14 protein-coding genes and 2 pseudogenes are annotated in these 16,295 nt (G+C 70.7%); 6 read left to right on the top strand and 10 right to left on the bottom strand.

What is annotated here, in order from left to right:
- Positions 1-6 precede the first annotated feature (6 nt).
- Positions 7-663, top strand: a pseudogene (locus OG252_RS08350) (flotillin family protein); the annotation flags it as partial.
- Positions 664-684: 21 nt separating this feature from the next.
- Here the strand turns inward: OG252_RS08350 and OG252_RS08345 are convergent.
- Positions 685-1,266 carry an Rv1733c family protein gene (locus OG252_RS08345; protein ID WP_266450911.1) on the bottom strand — a complete coding sequence of 194 codons (582 nt, stop codon included), beginning with the start codon at positions 1,264-1,266 and terminating at the stop codon, positions 685-687.
- A gap of 198 nt (positions 1,267-1,464) precedes the next feature.
- On the opposite strand from OG252_RS08345, the gene OG252_RS08340 reads away from it, so the two are divergent.
- A complete protein-coding gene (locus tag OG252_RS08340; protein ID WP_329345103.1) occupies positions 1,465-2,478 on the top strand; it encodes a PucR family transcriptional regulator in 1,014 nt (337 codons plus the stop codon).
- A gap of 22 nt (positions 2,479-2,500) precedes the next feature.
- Here the strand turns inward: OG252_RS08340 and OG252_RS08335 are convergent, their stop codons facing one another.
- The 6 genes from OG252_RS08335 to OG252_RS08310 all read right to left on the bottom strand — a co-directional run bounded on the left by OG252_RS08335 (position 2,501) and on the right by OG252_RS08310 (position 11,263).
- Positions 2,501-4,306: an RICIN domain-containing protein gene (locus OG252_RS08335; protein ID WP_329334891.1), complete on the bottom strand. Its 1,806-nt coding sequence runs from the start codon at positions 4,304-4,306 to the stop codon at positions 2,501-2,503.
- Positions 4,307-4,346: 40 nt separating this feature from the next.
- The gene (locus tag OG252_RS08330; protein ID WP_329334888.1) at positions 4,347-6,482 is read right to left on the bottom strand and encodes a beta-galactosidase; all 2,136 of its coding nucleotides are present in this window, start codon (positions 6,480-6,482) and stop codon (positions 4,347-4,349) included.
- A 47-nt stretch (positions 6,483-6,529) separates the two neighbouring features.
- Positions 6,530-7,462 (bottom strand): carbohydrate ABC transporter permease, encoded by a 933-nt coding sequence (locus OG252_RS08325; protein ID WP_406497108.1) that lies wholly within the window; start codon positions 7,460-7,462, stop codon positions 6,530-6,532.
- Positions 7,459-8,355, bottom strand: coding sequence for a carbohydrate ABC transporter permease (locus tag OG252_RS08320; protein WP_329334886.1), 897 nt, complete (start codon positions 8,353-8,355; stop codon positions 7,459-7,461). The genes OG252_RS08325 and OG252_RS08320 overlap by 4 nt, the downstream gene beginning before the upstream one ends.
- Before the next feature lies 1 nt (position 8,356).
- Positions 8,357-9,748, bottom strand: coding sequence for an ABC transporter substrate-binding protein (locus tag OG252_RS08315; protein ID WP_329334884.1), 1,392 nt, complete (start codon positions 9,746-9,748; stop codon positions 8,357-8,359).
- A 372-nt stretch (positions 9,749-10,120) separates the two neighbouring features.
- Positions 10,121-11,263: a LacI family DNA-binding transcriptional regulator gene (locus tag OG252_RS08310; RefSeq protein ID WP_329334882.1), complete on the bottom strand. Its 1,143-nt coding sequence runs from the start codon at positions 11,261-11,263 to the stop codon at positions 10,121-10,123.
- 153 nt (positions 11,264-11,416) lie between these two features.
- Between OG252_RS08310 and OG252_RS08305 the strand changes: the two are divergent.
- The 3 genes and pseudogenes from OG252_RS08305 to OG252_RS08295 all read left to right on the top strand — a co-directional run.
- Positions 11,417-11,565 (top strand): annotated as a pseudogene (locus tag OG252_RS08305) (alcohol dehydrogenase); the annotation flags it as partial.
- Positions 11,562-12,227, top strand: a complete 666-nt coding sequence (locus OG252_RS08300; protein ID WP_266450917.1) for an SDR family NAD(P)-dependent oxidoreductase — start codon at positions 11,562-11,564, stop codon at positions 12,225-12,227. The pseudogene OG252_RS08305 and the gene OG252_RS08300, both read left to right, overlap by 4 nt.
- A gap of 40 nt (positions 12,228-12,267) precedes the next feature.
- A complete protein-coding gene (locus OG252_RS08295; RefSeq protein WP_329334880.1) occupies positions 12,268-12,660 on the top strand; it encodes a hypothetical protein in 393 nt (130 codons plus the stop codon).
- Positions 12,661-12,705: 45 nt separating this feature from the next.
- On the opposite strand, the gene OG252_RS08290 is transcribed toward OG252_RS08295, so the two are convergent.
- The 3 genes from OG252_RS08290 to OG252_RS08280 form a co-directional block, all read right to left on the bottom strand.
- A complete protein-coding gene (locus OG252_RS08290) occupies positions 12,706-12,927 on the bottom strand; it encodes a helix-turn-helix domain-containing protein (RefSeq protein ID WP_266450918.1) in 222 nt (73 codons plus the stop codon).
- Positions 12,927-13,424, bottom strand: a complete 498-nt coding sequence (locus OG252_RS08285; protein WP_329334877.1) for a DUF2975 domain-containing protein — start codon at positions 13,422-13,424, stop codon at positions 12,927-12,929. The genes OG252_RS08290 and OG252_RS08285 overlap by 1 nt, the downstream gene beginning before the upstream one ends.
- A 67-nt stretch (positions 13,425-13,491) precedes the next feature.
- Positions 13,492-14,583: a fatty acid desaturase family protein gene (locus OG252_RS08280; protein ID WP_329334875.1), complete on the bottom strand. Its 1,092-nt coding sequence runs from the start codon at positions 14,581-14,583 to the stop codon at positions 13,492-13,494.
- Between the two features lie 513 nt (positions 14,584-15,096).
- Here OG252_RS08280 and OG252_RS08275 point away from each other — a divergent pair.
- Positions 15,097-16,278, top strand: a complete 1,182-nt coding sequence (locus tag OG252_RS08275) for a N(5)-(carboxyethyl)ornithine synthase (protein WP_329334874.1) — start codon at positions 15,097-15,099, stop codon at positions 16,276-16,278.
- The last annotated feature ends 17 nt before the right edge of the window (positions 16,279-16,295 follow it).

The following is a 16,295-nucleotide window of genomic DNA, read 5'->3' as shown; positions in this document are numbered from 1 at the left end:
TGTAATGGGGGGGGACTCCCGCATGTGGGCATGCCTTCATCAGCGCAGGAGGCCGACATCGCCGAGGCGATGGCCCGGCGCGCCGCCGAGCAGGCGCGACTGAAGGCCGAGACCGACGAGGCCGCCGCGCGCGCCGCGGGTCCGCCGGCCGAGGCCGCGCGCAGCCAGGAGGTCCTGACCGAACAGGAGAAGGTCGCCGAGCGCCGCAAGCCCGCCGACGCCGCCCGCTACCAGGCCGAGCAGGAGGCCGATGCCCGCCGGATCGCCCTGGTCAAGCAGGCCGAGGCGGACGCCCAGAGGTCCCGTCTGACCGGTGAGGGCGAGAAGGCGCACCGCGCCGCGCTCGCCGACGCGGTACGCATCGAGCGCGAGGCCGAGGCGGCGGCGATCGGCGCGAGGGGTGCCGCCGAGGTGTCCGAGCCGCTGAGCGCCATCGACAAGATGAAGGTGATCTCGACGGACGGCGCGAGCCGGCTGTCGCGAACCGTCGCCGACAATGTCGCCAAGGGGGTCGAACTCCTCGGCTGCTCCACCACCGGAGTCGACCTCGCCGAACTGCTGAAGAACCTCACCCAGGGGCGAGGCAGCGATGCGCAGCCCGTGACCATGTCCCCGACCACGGCTCCCGCCGAAGCCAACGGGAAGATCGACGTCACCGGCTGACGTCGAGAGTGGCTCGTACAATCAGCCCGTCTTCCAGCCCCGCCGTGTGTCGATCCGCTCCCACTCCGCGGCCCACTGCGCCATACGCCCTCGCTCGAGCCCCAGGCGCGCCACCCACACCGTGCCCAGGACCGCCCCGCCCGCGCTCAGCGCCGCGAGGACGCCTCCCGAGACCGCGTGCAACCGGATCTCCCCCTGGTCCAGGGGCTTGTCCGTGATCTTGCCGTTCCGGTCCGTCCACACGGCAACCGTCGTTCCGGCCCGGGTCTTGGCAGGCACCCGCGCCTCGTCCGTGCGTGTCGAGCCGTCCGGCGCGGTCCAGCGCACCGTGGCCCGCACCCGGTAGTCGCTCCCCACCCGCGCGGGCGCCTGGTCGTCCGCGTCCTCGACGAGGACGGCCGCGACCTCGCGGCTCTCGGCCCGCTGCCGTTCGGCGGACCGCTCCACCGCGTCCGCCGTCACCTGGCCGACGAGCAGCCCACCCACCAGGGCGAACAGCCACCCCGCGAGCACCACCCAGGCCTCGATGACGTCGCTGCGCCGCCGAAGCGGGCTGCGCCGCCACCGCCACAACCGCACGCGCGCACACCGTGACGCGGCCATCGGCCGACACCCCCTTGTGAGCACCGACAGCACACCACCAGTGTGCGCCCGGGGGAACGCGCCGCGTAAGTTGCGCGTCAATGTCCTGGCCGGCCGCGGCAGCACGTCGAGGACACAGTCGAGGACACAGTCGAGGACACAGGAGGACAGGTGGCAGGGCGGGAGATCCCCGACGAGTATCTGGAGGGGTATGCCCAGATGCTGGCCGAGGTGTGTGCGACCGGCCGCCGCCTCACCCGGGACGAACTGGAGGCCCTGAGGTCCAGGGGAGAGCGTGCCGCCGAGGCCGGCCTCGGTCTGCGGGCCCTGGTCCGTCGGCATCTGTCCGTGACGCGCGAGAGCCGGCCCACCTTGTCGTCGGCCGAAGGCGATCGCCTGCTCGCCGCCGTGGAGCAGGCGATCGACGCCTTCGCCGAAGGGCACGAACGCGCGCAGACGCTCGCCGTGCGGCAGGAGGAAGCCGTACGCCGCGAGTTCATCGACGACCTGCTCTACGGCCGCAGTGACCTGGGCCGCCTGGCCGAACGAGCCGTACGCTTCGGGCTGCTCCTGTCACGTGCCCATGCGGTGGCCGTCGCTCAGGGCGGCAAGCCGGTCGAGGACATCGACCCGGCCACCCGGCAGGTGGAGAGTGCCGTGACCGGCCGGTTCGGCGAGCGAAGCATCCTGCTCACCACGAAGGACGGGCGGCTGGTCTGTATCGCGCCCGGCGACCAGGACGACGTGCTGGTGTTCTTCGCCGAACAGGCGCACGCGGCCACCGACGGCGGTCAGGTCGCCATCGGGCGCCCCCACCCGGGCGCCGGGGGAGTCGTCCACTCCTACGAAGAGGCCCTCAACGCCCTGGACCTGGCCGACCGGCTGCACCTCGACAAGCCGGTGCTGCGCGCCGCGGACCTCCTTGTCTACCCCGTCCTGACCCGCGACCGGCAGGCCATGGCCGACCTTGTTGCCAACACCCTCGGCCCGCTCCGGACCGCGCGCGGCGGAGCCCGCCCGCTCGTCGAGACGCTGACCGCCTACTTCGACTCGGGCTGCGTCGCCGCGGAGGCGGCACGCCGCCTGAACCTGAGCGTGCGCGCCTTCACCTACCGGCTGGAGCGCATCCACAAACTGACCGGCGCCGATCCGGCCGACCCGGTTCACCGCTACACCCTGCAGACCGCGGTGATCGGCGCCAGACTGCTGGGCTGGCCGGACACCGACGTGTGAGGGCGGCGGCACGGCGAGCGGCCTACTGGACGAGCTCCCAGTCCTGCGAGCCGTCCGTGGTCGCGGTCTGCAGGGTGAGCGCCGCCCCGTCGGACGCCCCGGTCAGATACAGGCTGGTGTTCTTGACCGCCTGCAGTTTGTAGAACCCGTCGCTCGTCCTGATCAGGTTCCAGCTGCCGGTGGCGCTGTTGTCGACCCACTGGCCGATCCGCTGACCGGCCGTCGCGTTCCCCGTCCAGATGGCCGCCGCCCGGCCGCCCGACTTGTTCAGCAGGGTCGTGCCGCCGTTTGGCTCGGTCACCACGTGCCAGTACTGGGTGGCCGGGTTCGCCGCCGCGCCGGGCTCTTCCAGGACGACATCGGGCACGTCCGCGTTGCCGATGTTCGCGTCGGTGGTGTTGTTCCCGGTGCCGATGACCTGGTCCGTCTTCCGGTTCACCACCTGGTGGTAGGCGCCGTCCGAGTTGCCGAGGTCCACCTCGGCGAAGGCGAGCGTCGAGGTGCCCTGGTTGTTGAGGATCGCGATGCGGCCGGTGCCCTCGACGTACTGCAGGTTGCGGCTGTATCCGGCCGGTGAGGTCGTCTGGTACTCCTTCCACGTGCCGTCGCTGCGCCCGCTCTCGTTGACCCAGACGTTGCCGCTGCCGGCCGCGTTGTAGACCAGGCGCCCGCCGGGAAGCCGGATGATGACCGGACTGCCGCCCCCCGAGAGGGGACGGGAGCCGGTGGCGACCGGCAGAGAGCCGACGTCCGTTCCGGTGGCGGAGCCCCGGTAGAACTCCAACGGGCTGTCGGCGAGCACGTACCTGGTGTTGGCTCCGCCGGCCCAGTACTCGAAGGGGAGCATCCACTTGCCGTCCGTCGTGCGCACGACGTTCGTCATGCCCGGCCGGCCGCCGCCGATCTCCGTCTTGCCGCCTCCCATGTTCTGGGTCAGTCCGGCGATGTCGAGGACGGGGGAGCTCCACTGGGTGCTGCGGCCGTCCCAGGTCCTGTGGGCGAGGATCTGGCCGTGCGAGTCGGGCGCGGTGTCGTTCGCCGGGTCCAGGGTGGGCACACCGGTGGCGGAGTTGAAGCCGATGTAGTCGTTCTCATCGGAGTAGTAGCAGACGAGCTTGCCCTTGTAGACCATCAGGTACGGCTCCCACAGGGGATCCACCTGCTTGTTCGTGTTGGCGTTCGCGATGTTCTGGCCGACCGCGCCCGCACTGCCGCCCTGCCAGCCGCCCGTCGCGACGATGTTGAGGACCTTCCACGTCGCGCCTTCGTCGGTGCTGGAGTACAGGGCGATCGCCAGGTCCTTGCGGTCGCCGTCGTTGGACGGCGTCCAGTTCGGGTCGGCCGCCTTGTGCTCCTTGTAGTAGTAGTCGTCGCCCGACACGACGCTCGCGAGGAGCAGCGTGCCCTGCTTCAGATCCCCCACGTCCTGCGGCAGCGTGTACAAGTACGGGTTCGTCCAGTTGCTCGTGTACTTCGCGTACTTGGGGTCGCTCGAGAGGTACGCCGGCGCCTTGACCTCGGACAGCGGCTGCCACGAGGTTCCGTGGTCGTCGCTCTTGTGCACGGGGAGCGTCTGTCTGTCGGCGCTGCCGGTCGCCGTCACGACCGTGGACTTCTCGAACGACGCGACCAGACGTCCGCTCGGCAGCTGCGCCGACTTCGGGTAGACCGCGCAGTTGCCCCGCCCCTTCAGACACGGTTCGCTTCCGAGCTGGTAGAGGATCCCACCGGTCGGGTTGTACGCCTGCGCACCGGTCATGGGTATCGCCAGCATCGCGGAGGCCGCGACGAACGTTCCCAGCGCCTTGCCCACTCTTCTTCTCCGCATAGCCCCTCCTCGGGGGACGACCATGGTCACAGGGGTTCGATCAGGAGACGAGGACACGGACGTCCCAGGCGCCGAGCTCCAGCGCCGCGCCCGCGGGCAGGGACGTGCCGTCCAGGGCGTCGGAGAGGTCCACCGGGACCGGGACGCTCGCCGGCTCCCAGCTCCAGTTGTGGACGACGTGGACGCGGCGCCCGTCGGGTGACGTGCCGGTCGTCGCGGTGACGGAGGCCGGGAGGTCCCGCCACGCGCTGCGGGACGCCGGTGCCATCCAGGCGGCCAGTGCCCGGGCGAGGTCGCGGCCGGGGACGGTGCCGACGCAGGTGACGCGGCCCGCGCCGTGACGGCGGGTGGTGACCGCGGGCCAGCGGCCGAAGTGCGGGTGGTCGTACGTGACGAGGACGTCGGCGTCGGTGACGGTGAGGCCGTCCGCCCAGCGGGTCGCCGTCGCCCCCTCGGGCAGGTCGAGCGGCCCGCCGGACTCCGACCGCACGGGGACCTCCCGTACGAGGTTGCTGAACTCGTCGTAGTGGACACCCGCGGCCTCCACCAGCCGTCCGGGAGCCGGTTCCTGCCGGGCGCGGGCCTCGTGGTCGGCGTAGCCGGTGCGCGGGCCGAGGACCAGGTGCCCGCCCGCTTCCGCGTAGGCCGCGAGCCAGTCGAGCGTCGAGTCGGCGGCGATGTACAACGCCGGGACGACGAGGACCGGGTGGCGGCCGACGGCCTCCTCGGGTGTCAGGCCCTCCCGCTCGCCGCGCGGGTCGTGCAGCTGGCGGGCGTGCACGATGCGCACCTGGCGGCCGGCGTCGAAGGCGCCGCGGTAGAGGGGGTCGAAGATGCGGTGGTAGGCCTCCGGGTCCGGCTCGCCGTCGGGTGTCGCGAGCGGCGGGTACTTCTGCATGAGCCACTTGCTCGGCGTCGAGTACACCATCGTGATGTCCGCGTCCGGTTCGAGCCCGGCGACGAGCGGACCGGCCGCCTCGAACTCGGCGCCGAGACGGGCGAGTTCGGCGTACGTGCGGCCCGGCCGGCCGGTGTGGGGCAGGATGCCGCCCCAGTAGGTCTCCGCGCCGAAGTGCAGCGTGTGCCAGTGCCAGTACTCGATCATGCGGGCACCGCGTGCGACCAGCGCCCAGGCCGCCTGCCGCCACTGGCCGTCGTAGGCGGGCCGGTTCTCCCAGGGGAAGCCGATCGAGCCGGCGTTGGTCTCGGTGACCAGGAACGGCTCCTGGCGCGAGGAGAACATCCAGTCGGCGGTCTGGTAGAGGGACCACACCCCGGTCGTCTTCCAGGTCTGCCGGTGGTCGTCGGGCGTGGGGTCGGGGAGCAGGAGGCCGTCCTGCATGTCGTAGTACGGGTTGCCGGATGCGATGTCGAGGCGGTCGGTCAGCTCGTCGTCCTCCACGCCGGGACGCTTGTAGGAGATGCAGGTGGTGACGAACTGCTCGGGGCCGGCGTACTCGCGGACGATGTCGGCCTGCCAGCCGATGAACTCGGTGACCTGGCGGGCCTGGAACTCCCGCCAGGCGACGTCGTACTGCGGCTGGGCGTTGCCGTCCGGTGTCCACAGGTCGGCCCAGGTGGAGAGGCGGTGGGACCAGTAGACCAGGCCCCACTCGCGGTTGAGGGTCTCCACGTCGCCGTACTTGGCGCGCAGGTGGTCGGTGAAGCGCTGGAACACACCGTGGTTGTGGAACAGTTCCAGGCCCGGTTCGTTGTCGACCTGGAAGCCGATGACCGCCGGGTGGTCGACATAACGGGCGACGATCTTGCGGATGACCCGCTCGGCGTGGAACCGGAACGCGGGGTGGGTGAAGTCGACTTCCTGGCGGGCGCCCCAGCCGATGCGCTCGCCGGTGCGCCGCTCGCCCGTGATCTCCGGGTACTGGCGGGCCAGCCACGGCGGGACGGCGTAGGTCGGGGTGCCGAGGACGACGGAGATGCCGCGCTCGTGGGCGCCGTCCAGGACCGGCTGGAGCCAGTCGAGGTCGAACCGCCCGTTCTCCGATTCCCAGGTCGACCACACCGACTCGCCGACCCGGATGACGGTGACATGCGCGTCGGCCATCAGGTCGAGGTCGGTCTTGAGGCGTTCGTCGGGGCGTTCGGTGCCGTAGGGCGGCTGGTACTCGTGGTAGTACGCGGCGCCGAAGAGGACGCGGGCAGGCAGAGCCGCCATGAAGGAAACCTCCGGGGAAAGGTGGGGTGACAACGAGGGCTGCGTGCCTACTGCTTGACGCCGCCCGCGGCCAGGCCGCTCTGCCAGTACCGCTGGAGCAGCAGGAAGGCCGCGACGAGGGGAAGGATCGAGATCAGGGAGCCGGTCACGACCAGCGCGAGCATGTCGCTGCTGGCGCCGGCCCCGCCGTTCTGGGCCTGGGCGGCCCAGGAGGAGAGCCCGACCGTGATGGGGTACAGGTCCGGGTCGTTGAGCATGATCAGCGGCAGGAAGTAGTTGTTCCAGGTCGCCACGAGCGTGAACAGCAGGACCGTCACCAGGCCCGGCGCGAGCAGGCGCAGGGCGATGGTGAAGAAGATCCGGGCTTCCCCGGCGCCGTCGATGCGGGCGGCCTCCAGGATGCTGTCGGGGACGGCGTCCTGGGCGTAGACGCGCATGAGGTAGAGGCCGAACGGATTGACCAGCGAGGGCAGGATGATCGCCCAGGGGGTGTTGACCAGGCCCGCCTCGGCGAAGAGCAGATAGGTCGGGATCGCCAGGGCGGTGGTCGGGACCATGACGGCACCGAGGACCAGGTTGAAGGCGGCCCGGTCGCCGCGGAAGCGGAACTTGGCGAAGCCGTATCCGGCCGCGGCCGCGAGCAGGGCGGCGCCGAGGGCGCTCACGACGGCGTACAGCAGTGTGTTGAGCAGCCACTGCACGAAGACCCCGTCGTCCTGGGTGAAGGTCTCCTTGACGTTGGCCAGCAGCTGCGGGGCGTCCGAGAACCACAGGCCGAAGCTGTTGAAGAGGTCCTGGGTGCTCTTGGTCGAGGCGATCAGCAGCCAGAACAGCGGGAGGAGGAAGTAGGCCAGGACGGCCAGCATGGCGATCGTCAGGGGGGTACTGCGACGCCGGGAGGACGACGGCCCGCGCCTGGCGGGAGGCTTGGTGGGTGAGCGGTCCGTGGTGATCGGGGCCGCGGGGGCGGTCGTCGTCACGGTGTCCTCCTGCGGTTCGCGGTGAGCAGGACGGCGTAGGAGGCGATCACGATGACGAGGCCGAGGAGGAAGGACACCGTGGCCGCGTAGTTGACCTGCTGGCCGGTGAAGGCGAGTGAGTAGGCGTAGAGGTTGGCGGTGTAGGAGCTGCTGATGACGTCCGGGGCGATCTTCATCAGCAGGTTCGGTTCGTTGAACAGCTGGAAGCTGCCGATGATGGAGAACAGCAGGGTGAGCATGAGCGCGGGTCGCAGCGCGGGCAGCTTGACGGACCAGGCGGTCCGCCAGGCGCCGGCCCCGTCCACCGCGGCCGCCTCGTACAGCTCCTGGGGGATCGTGCGCAGCGCGGCGTACAGAATGATCATGTTGTAGCCGACGAACTCCCAGGTCACGATGTTCGCCAGACTGCCGAGCATCCAGCCCTCGCTGAGGAAGTCGGGGACCGGCAGGTCCAGGTTCCGGCTCAGCTGGGCGAACGGGCCGAAGTCCGGACCGTACAGATAGCCCCACATGAGCGCGGCGACCACGCTCGGCACGGCGTACGGCACGAAGATGCCCAGCCGGATCACCCGGGCGAGCCGCAGCAGCCCGCTGTCGAGCGCGAGGGCGAACAGCAGCGCCAGCAGCAGCATCACCGGGACCTGGATCACGAAGAACAGCGCGACGCGTCCGACACCGTGGATGAGCAGCGGGTCCTGGACGGCCTTGACGTAGTTGTCCAGCCCCACGAACGCCGTCCCGCCGATGAGGCGTTCCTGGAACAGGCTCAGGTAGGCGGCGTAGCCGAGCGGGGCGAGGAAGAGCAGGAGGAAGAGCACCATGAACGGGGCGACGAACAGCGGTCCTGCCGCACGGCGCCTCCCCTTGGCGGAGGTCGCGGTGGTGACGGCCATCTCAGCCCCCCTTGACGGTGAAGCCCTGGTCCTTGGCGTACGTGGTCAGCCGCGACTGCCAGGTGCCGAGCGCGCGGACGGGGTCGGTCTTGTCGGCGAGGGACTTGCCGACCGTCTCGGTCCAGTCGGTGGCCGCCTGGTCGAGGAACGGCGGCCACTGGAAGGAGGCGTTGACCGTGGAACCGATGTCGGCGAACAGCTGGTTGACCTTCTGGCCGCCGTAGAACGAGGACGCCTCGCCGACGAACTCGGCGTCCGTGAGCAGGGACTTGGTCGCCGGGAAGAAGAACTGCTCGGTGGCGAACATCCGCGCGCTGGCCGGGTCGGTGTTGAGGAACTGCGCGAACATCGCCGCCGCGATCGGGTTCTTGGTCGAGCGGATGACCGCGGTGGTCGAGCCGCCCCAGTTGCCCGAGCTGGGCTTGGCCGTGTCCCACTGGGGCAGCGGGGCCGCCCGCCACTTGCCCGCGGTGTCCTTGGCGGAGCCGGAGAGGAAGACGGGGCCCCAGGCGGCGGTGATCCAGGTGGCGTACTTGCCCTTGTTGAGCGCGGCGTACCAGGCGTCGGTGAAGTCCGGCTCGACGCCGATGACGCCTTCCTTCGCGAGCCCGCCCCAGTACTCGCCGAGCTTCCTGGAGACCGCGTCGTCGACGCTGATGGTGATGTCGCTCTTGCCGGAGGTGACGTACGGCTTGGCGCCCGCCTGCCACTGCAGGCCGTGCCAGGCGGCGGGCTGGTTGGCCGCGAGGTTGGTGAGAAAGACCTCGGGGTCGGCCTTGTGCAGCTTGCGCGCCGCAGCGGCGAACTCGTCCCAGGTACCTGGGACTTCGATGCCGTGCTTGTCGAAGATGTCCTTGCGGTAGAGCATGCCCATCGGGCCGGTGTCCTGGGGGATCGCCCAGACCTCGCCGTCGCTGCCGCTGACCTGGCCCCATGTCCAGTCGACGAACTGCTCCTTGAGCGCGGAGGCACCGTAGGGCCGCAGGTCCAGCAGGCTGTTGGTGATCGTGAAGGTCGGGATGGCCTGGTACTCGATCTGCACCATGTCCGGAGCGCCGCTGCCGGCCTTCAGCGCCGTACGCAGCTTGGTGTACTGCGGGGTGCCCTGGCCGGCGTTGACGATCTTGACCTTGATGGCCGGGTACTTCTTCTCGAAGAGCGCGACCTCCTTGGCGATGTTCGGGACCCAGGTCCAGAACGTCAGCTCGGTCGGCGTCTTCATCGCCTTGTCGATGTCGGCCTGGCCGACCGGGTCGGCGGCGGCGGAGGAGTCGTCGGAACCGCCGCCACCGCAGGCGGACAGCGCGGCACTCAGCGACAGCGCTCCCGTCGCGGTGAGGAAGAGCCGACGGTTCATGGAGGAGGAGCCGGCGAAGGATCCGGATATGGGCATGGTGAACTCCCGCCGATGGCGAAGGGGTCAGCACGCCGGGCGAGGGCGTGCCGAAGGGGGATGACGAAGGGGAGACAACGCGCGGACGTGACGACTGGGCGTCGAGGCCGACGGGTTGGGGAGCCCGGCTGCGCGGGCTGCGACCGAGATGCGGCACACAGGTGCGTGAAGCGGAGAGCCGCAGAGCGCTGCGGCATGCGGCCCGACGGCCGCCTGGCGAAGGGGAACGCGCGCGTCGTCCGTGGTGCGGGGTCGTCCGCAGCGGCGGGGACGCGATCGGGAGGAACAGGGCTGAGCGATGGCCGGTTCGGCGGCTCGCCCCGGGATCACAGGCCCGGTCCGAGCTCGGTGGCCCGGACTGGTCGGCCCTGTTCAGTGGTGGGTGGACGAACCTCCGTTCGCGGGCGGGGGATCGTGCGGCCCGCCACCGGGTCGGGAGGCGGTATGTCGTCGACGTCCCGGGGGCCGCCGGGGCGGCGGGGGCTGGGTCGAGGCACGGACGACCAGGTGCACCGGTGGGTCGCTCGCGGGCAGCGCCTCTGCCTGCGGGTTCTCGATGGCATGCACGAGTCGCTTGAGCCCTTCCTGCGCCACGGTGTCGAACTGCTGCCGCACCGTGGTCAGCGGAGGAGTCACATAGGCGGCGACCGGGATGTCGTCGAAGCCGACGACGCTGACGTCCTCCGGAACCCGTCGGCCGGCTTCCGCCAGGGCGCGGATCAGGCCGATGGCCATGTCGTCGTTGGCGGCGAACACCGCCGTCACCTCGGGGTCGGCGGCCAGTTCCCGGCCCGCCGCGTAGCCGGAGGCGGCCGACCAGTCGCCCTCGATCACCGGCGGTCGGTCCCTGCCGTGGGCGGCCAGCGCCGCCCGCCATCCCTCGAGACGGTCCTTGGCGGCGTACCACCGCTGGGGACCGGCGAGATGATGAACGGTCGGGTGGCCCAGGTCCAGCAGGTGCTCGATGGCCGCCCGTGCCATCAGGTCGGCGCCGCCCGCCCCGTACAGCACGGTGGAGGCCGTGAAGGGCGGGGGCGCGCCGAGGACCAGGACCGGCACGTTGACGGGGACCGTGAGGTCTCCTTCGGCGCCTTCCTCCTCGATCGGCTCGGAGATGACGATGCCGTCCACGCCCTGGTCCAGGAGCGAGCCGACGGCGCCGGCGAGGCCCGCCGGGTCACCTTCCATGGTGTTGACCACGCGGAGCGCGTAGCCCGTGTCCCTGACGACCCGTTCGACGCCCATGAGCAGCGAGGCGGGTCCGTACAGGGCCGTGCCCAGCGTGACCACGCCGATCGAGCGGGTCCGTCCGGAAGCCAGCGCGCGGGCGGCGTTGTTGCGGCGGTAACCGAGCTGTTCGGCGGCTTCGAGGACGCGCCGGCGCACCTCGGCGGAGACGTACGGCTCGTCGTTGAAGACCCGCGACACCGTCTTCTGCGAGACCCCGGCCAGCCGGGCCACGTCCACGCTGCGCGGCGCCGCGGGGCTTTGCTCCCGCCCTGTCCCTCGCGTCATCACGCCTCCCGACGGCCGCACGATCGAGCCCAATGATGTCAGACGCCGTTTGTCTGACTGCGCTGTCATGTCTACGCAGTCATAAGACGGGCGTCAAGAGTTCGGAACACATCCGTAACCGAGTCGGTCGGTGTGAGGGGCCTCGACGAGGCGGCTCTCGACTTCTGCGCCGAGTACGGTGTGGGCGCCGAAGCGGAGGTCATCCCGCCGAGAGGATCAACGAGGCGTACGAGCGCGTCCTCGCCTCCGACGTGCGCCACCGCTTCGCCATCGACACCTCCACCCTCAAGGACGTCTCATGACCACCATGGCCATCATCGGAGCGGGACCGGGCCTCGGCGCCGCGGTCGCCCGTCGGTTCGGCGGCGAGGGCCACGACATCGCGCTGATCGCCCGTGACCAGGGGCGGTTGGACACCCTGGCCGGCGACCTCCTGCGCGACGGCGTCACGGCGCGCGGCTTCGCCGCCGACGTACGTGACCCGGATGCCCTTCAGGCCGCCCTGGACGCGGCGCACGCCACCCTGGGCCCGATCGAGATCCTCCAGTACAGCCCGGTCCCGCACCGGGACTTCATGCGGCCCGTGCTGGAGACCACCCCGGCCGACCTCGTCGGTCCCCTCGCGTTCTCCGTCCACGGCCCGGTCGCCGCCGTGCGGCAGGTGCTGCCGGACCTGCGGGCGCTCGGCCGCGGCACCGTCCTGTTCGTCAACGGCGGCACCGCCGTCGTCCCGCACCCCGACCGTGCGGGCACCTCGATCGCCTTCGCCGCCGAGAGCGCCTACGGCCGGCTGCTGCACGACACCCTCGCCCCCGAGGGCATCCACGTCGCACAGCTGATCATCCCCGGCGCGATCGTCCCCGGCCACCACCGCAAGGACCCGGCCGTACTGGCGGACACCTTGTGGGCCATCCACCGCGACAGGCAGGGGTTCCGGCACTTCGCCGACGACCTCGACTCCTGACCGAGCCGGGAGACGACCGCTTCCTATCGCCCCGCCCGGCGTGCCGCTCGGCTGCGGAGCGCTGCGCGGCTTCGCGTCCGCGCTGCCGCACGACATGACCACCGTCGACGCGACCGGCACCGGAGTGCGCCGGCACCGGGACGGCACGCGCGCCGTACTGGAGGCCGTCGGGCACATGCCCGCCTACGAGATGGCCGGGGGCGATCGGCCGGGTCGGTGTCCCGCCGTGCGAGGGCGCGCCCGTCGGCTTCGGCAGTCTCTTCGGCTCGAACGTCCCCTGACCGGTGGTCCCGCGCCGGTGCGCGCCTGCATCGACGAGCCGCCGCTCGCGGTCCTGGACGGCACCGTCGAGCCGGGTCGTGTCCTCGCCCGCGCCGTTCCCTGGAGGCCGTACCCGAGGGGTACCGGGCCATGGACGACGGGGAGGCGCTGAGGGTCATCGTCGCTCCGTGACGGCAAGGATCCCGGGCGTTGGCCGTCAGCCGTCCGTGGCGTCCTCGGTCTCCCAGCGCAGCAGGTCTCCCGGCTGGCACTCGAGTACCTCGCAGAGCGCGGCGAGTGTCGTGAAGCGCACCGCCTTGGCGCGGCCGTTCTTGAGGACGGCGAGGTTGGCGGGGGTGATTCCGACGCGGTCCGCGAGCTCGCCCACGGACATCTTGCGCTTGGCCAGCATCACGTCGATGTCGACGGTGATCGGCATCAGATCACCTCGGACAGCTCGGCCTGCATCTGCGTCGCCTCGACGTCGCGCGCGACGGCCTGGGCGAGCAGCAAGCGCAGGACGAGCACGATGAGGGCGATGCCCAGGATCGCCAGGGCGACGCCGCCCAGCAGGAGCACGACGCCCGGGGCCACGGCCTCGCCCGGCGCCAGGACCACTCCGAGCGCGAAGACCAGGAGCGCGGCCGCCACCATCGCGCCGATCACGATGTGCACGTACCGGAAGGCGCCGTGGGAGAACACCGTCCCGCGTCGCACCATCGTCACCAGCCGCCACACGCAGACCAGGACCACCTGGACCGTCACGATCCCCAGGACCGTGATCACGAGGAACGGGGTCCGCAGGTACGCGTAGTCGGCGTTGAGCCCGTCCAGGTCCTCGGCCAGCAGCGGCACCATCACTGTCTGCACGAACAGGGAACCGGCGAGCAGCGCCACGAGTACGGCTCGCAGCGCCAGCACGGGCAGTTTTCCCATCGTCTCTCCTTCGATCGAGGCGCGATGGGAATCTATCGATATTCGATAGGCGTGGCAAGGGGGCCGGTCAGTACTCCAGCTCCGGGCGGAGCGGGCCGCCGACCGCGTGGAGGTGCCGCAGTACCTGGGCGTAGGAGTCGAGGAGCCCGGTCTCGTGGTAGGCGACGCCGTGCCGGGCGCAGAACGTGCGCACGATCTGCTGGGCATGGCGCAGGCTGGGGCGCGGCATGGACGGGAACAGGTGGTGCTCGACCTGGTAGTTCAGCCCGCCGAGCGCGAAGTCGGTGAACCGGCCGCCACGGATGTTGCGTGAGGTCAGTACCTGCCGACGCAGAAAGTCGATCTTGTCGTCCTTGGCGAAGATGGGCATGCCCTTGTGGTTGGGGGCGAAGGAGCACCCCATGTACAGCCCGAACAGTCCCTGGTGCACCAGCAGGAAGCACATGGCCTGGACGGGAGGCAGCACCCAGAACACGGCGGTGAGATAGCCGACGAGATGCGCCGTCAGCAGGCCCCCCTGGGCCACCTTGCTCATGCGGGAGGCACGGGCAGCGGTGCCGTCCCACAGCGCCTTCACACCGGCGACGTGCAGGGCGAGCCCTTCCAGGAGCAGCATCGGGAAGAACAGCCAGGCCTGGTGACGGGCCAGCCAGGCATACGCTCCGCTGCGGACGCGGGCGTGGTCCTCGGTGAAGGCGATCGCGCCGTCGGCGATGTCCGGGTCGCGGTCGACGTGGTTGGGGTGGGAGTGGTGCCGGTTGTGCTTGGCGATCCACCAGCCGTAGCTGAGGCCGATCAACAGGTCGGCGTGCACGCGGCCGAGCAGGTTGTTGACCCGCTTGGAGGCGGCGATCTGCTGGTGCCCGGCGTCATGGCCGATGAACCCGGTCTGGGTGAACATCACCGCGAGGAAGGCGGCGGTCAGCAGCTGCCACCAGGACTCCCCGATCAGGGCGAACGCGGTCCACCCGGCGGCCAGCAGGAGGAGGTTCCCCCCGACCTTCACGGAGTAGTAGCCCGGGCGCCGTTTCAGCAGCCCGCTCTCTCGCACCTCGCGGGACAGCACGGCGTAGTCGCTGCCCCGGCTGCCGGGCGCCGGTTCCGGGGTCCCGGTGGGATCCGCCGGTTCGATGCCCCGGTTGATGATTTCAGTGGTCACGGTTTTCCTTTCGGGGAGGATGCGGGCCGGTGTCGACGGCGCGGGGGCAGGGCGCCGGATGCGGGTGGCCCGTAGGGAGGCAGCGCGAGGCAGGCCCGCGGCGCGGGCCTGCCTCGGAACGTGACCTCAGAGCGCGCGGACTCGGTCCGCGCGCGGGCCCGTGGGGCCCTGGGTGCCTTGAGTCATGGATGTCTCCTTCGAGATGGCGAGAGGTCGCAGAACGCGCGCTCGCGCATTTGCGGGCTGCTGGTCGCCAGCCGTCGAAGAAAACCCCCGGAACGACGAAACGCCCGCTGTCAGAACTCCGCGGGCGCTTCCACGTTCGCAAACTTCAACTACAACCACTGCTCTCAACGTCCGGGGCGCCGGCAGGGTTCCCGGTGCGGCGGGGAGGGTTCGGCGACGCCCTGACGGTCGGCTTCGGGGGCCGGACGGGAGTACGGTTGAGGCACCGAGCGCACTTCGTATGCCGTCATCCGTCACGGCGTCGCCCTCGGGACGATGAGGAAGCGCATGAGCCTTTTGAGCCTCGGAGTACTCGCCTCCTCCCGCAAGGAAAACGAGTTCCGGCTGCCCTTGCACCCCGCCCACCTCGACCGGATCGACCCGGACGTACGCGAGAAGATCTTCCTCGAGCAGGGCTACGGCGACCGGTTCGGCGTCGCCGACGACGCGCTGCGGCCGCTGGTGGCGGGTCTGCGTTCCCGTGAGCAACTCCTCGCCGAGTGCGACGTGCTGCTGCTGCCCAAGCCCATGCACGAGGACGCCGCCGCGCTGCGCGAGGGCCAGGTGCTGTGGGGCTGGCCGCACTGCGTGCAGGACGAGAGGATGACCCAGATCGGCATCGACCGACGGCTCACCCTCATCGCCTGGGAGGCCATGAACCACTGGACCTCCACGGGCGCCTTCAGCGTCCATGTGTTCCACAAGAACAACGAGCTCGCCGGCTACTGCTCGGTGCTGCACGCCCTGCAGCTCGGCGGACTGACCGGCAGCTACGGTCGCCGCCTGCGCGCGGTGGTCATCAGCTTCGGCGCCACGGCCCGCGGAGCGGTGACGGGTCTGGGCGCCATGGGCGTGTCCGACGTCACGGTGCTCACCCAGCGCGCCGCGGCGGCGGTGGCCTCGCCGATGCCGTCGGTCGTGATGGGTCACTTCGAGGAGCAGGAGGACGATCCGTCGCGCCTGTGGGCAGTCACCGCGGCCGGTTCCGTGCCGATGGCGGAGTATCTGGCCGGGTTCGACATCATCGTCAACTGTGTCCTGCAGGACACCGACGCGCCGCTGATGTTCGTCACCGAGAAGGACCTCGCGCTGTTCCGGCCGGGGACCTTCTTCGTCGACGTCTCCTGCGACGAGGGCATGGGCTTCGAATGGGCCGAGCCGAGCACCTTCGGCGAGCCGATGTCCACGGTCGGACCGGGCTGTCACTACTACGCGGTGGATCACAGCCCGTCCCACCTGTGGAACTCGGCCACCTGGGAGATCAGCGAGGCGCTCCTTCCGTACCTGCGCAAGGTCATGAGCGGCCCCGCGGCCTGGGAGGCCGACGCCACGGTGAGCAAGGCCATCGAGATCCGCGACGGCGTCGTACGGAACCCGAAGATCCTGTCCTTCCAGCACCGGGCCGCCGCCTACCCCCACGTCCCCGAGGCCCTCGCCCTGGCAGGGCACTCCGCCGCACGGCCGGCCTGACGCATCCGCGACCGGTC

It is taken from the genome of Streptomyces sp. NBC_01352, from assembly GCF_036237295.1.
Classification (GTDB): domain Bacteria; phylum Actinomycetota; class Actinomycetes; order Streptomycetales; family Streptomycetaceae; genus Streptomyces; species Streptomyces plumbiresistens.
The sequence above is the reverse complement of the archived record's forward strand: the minus strand, read 5'-3'. Positions and strand labels throughout refer to the sequence as shown.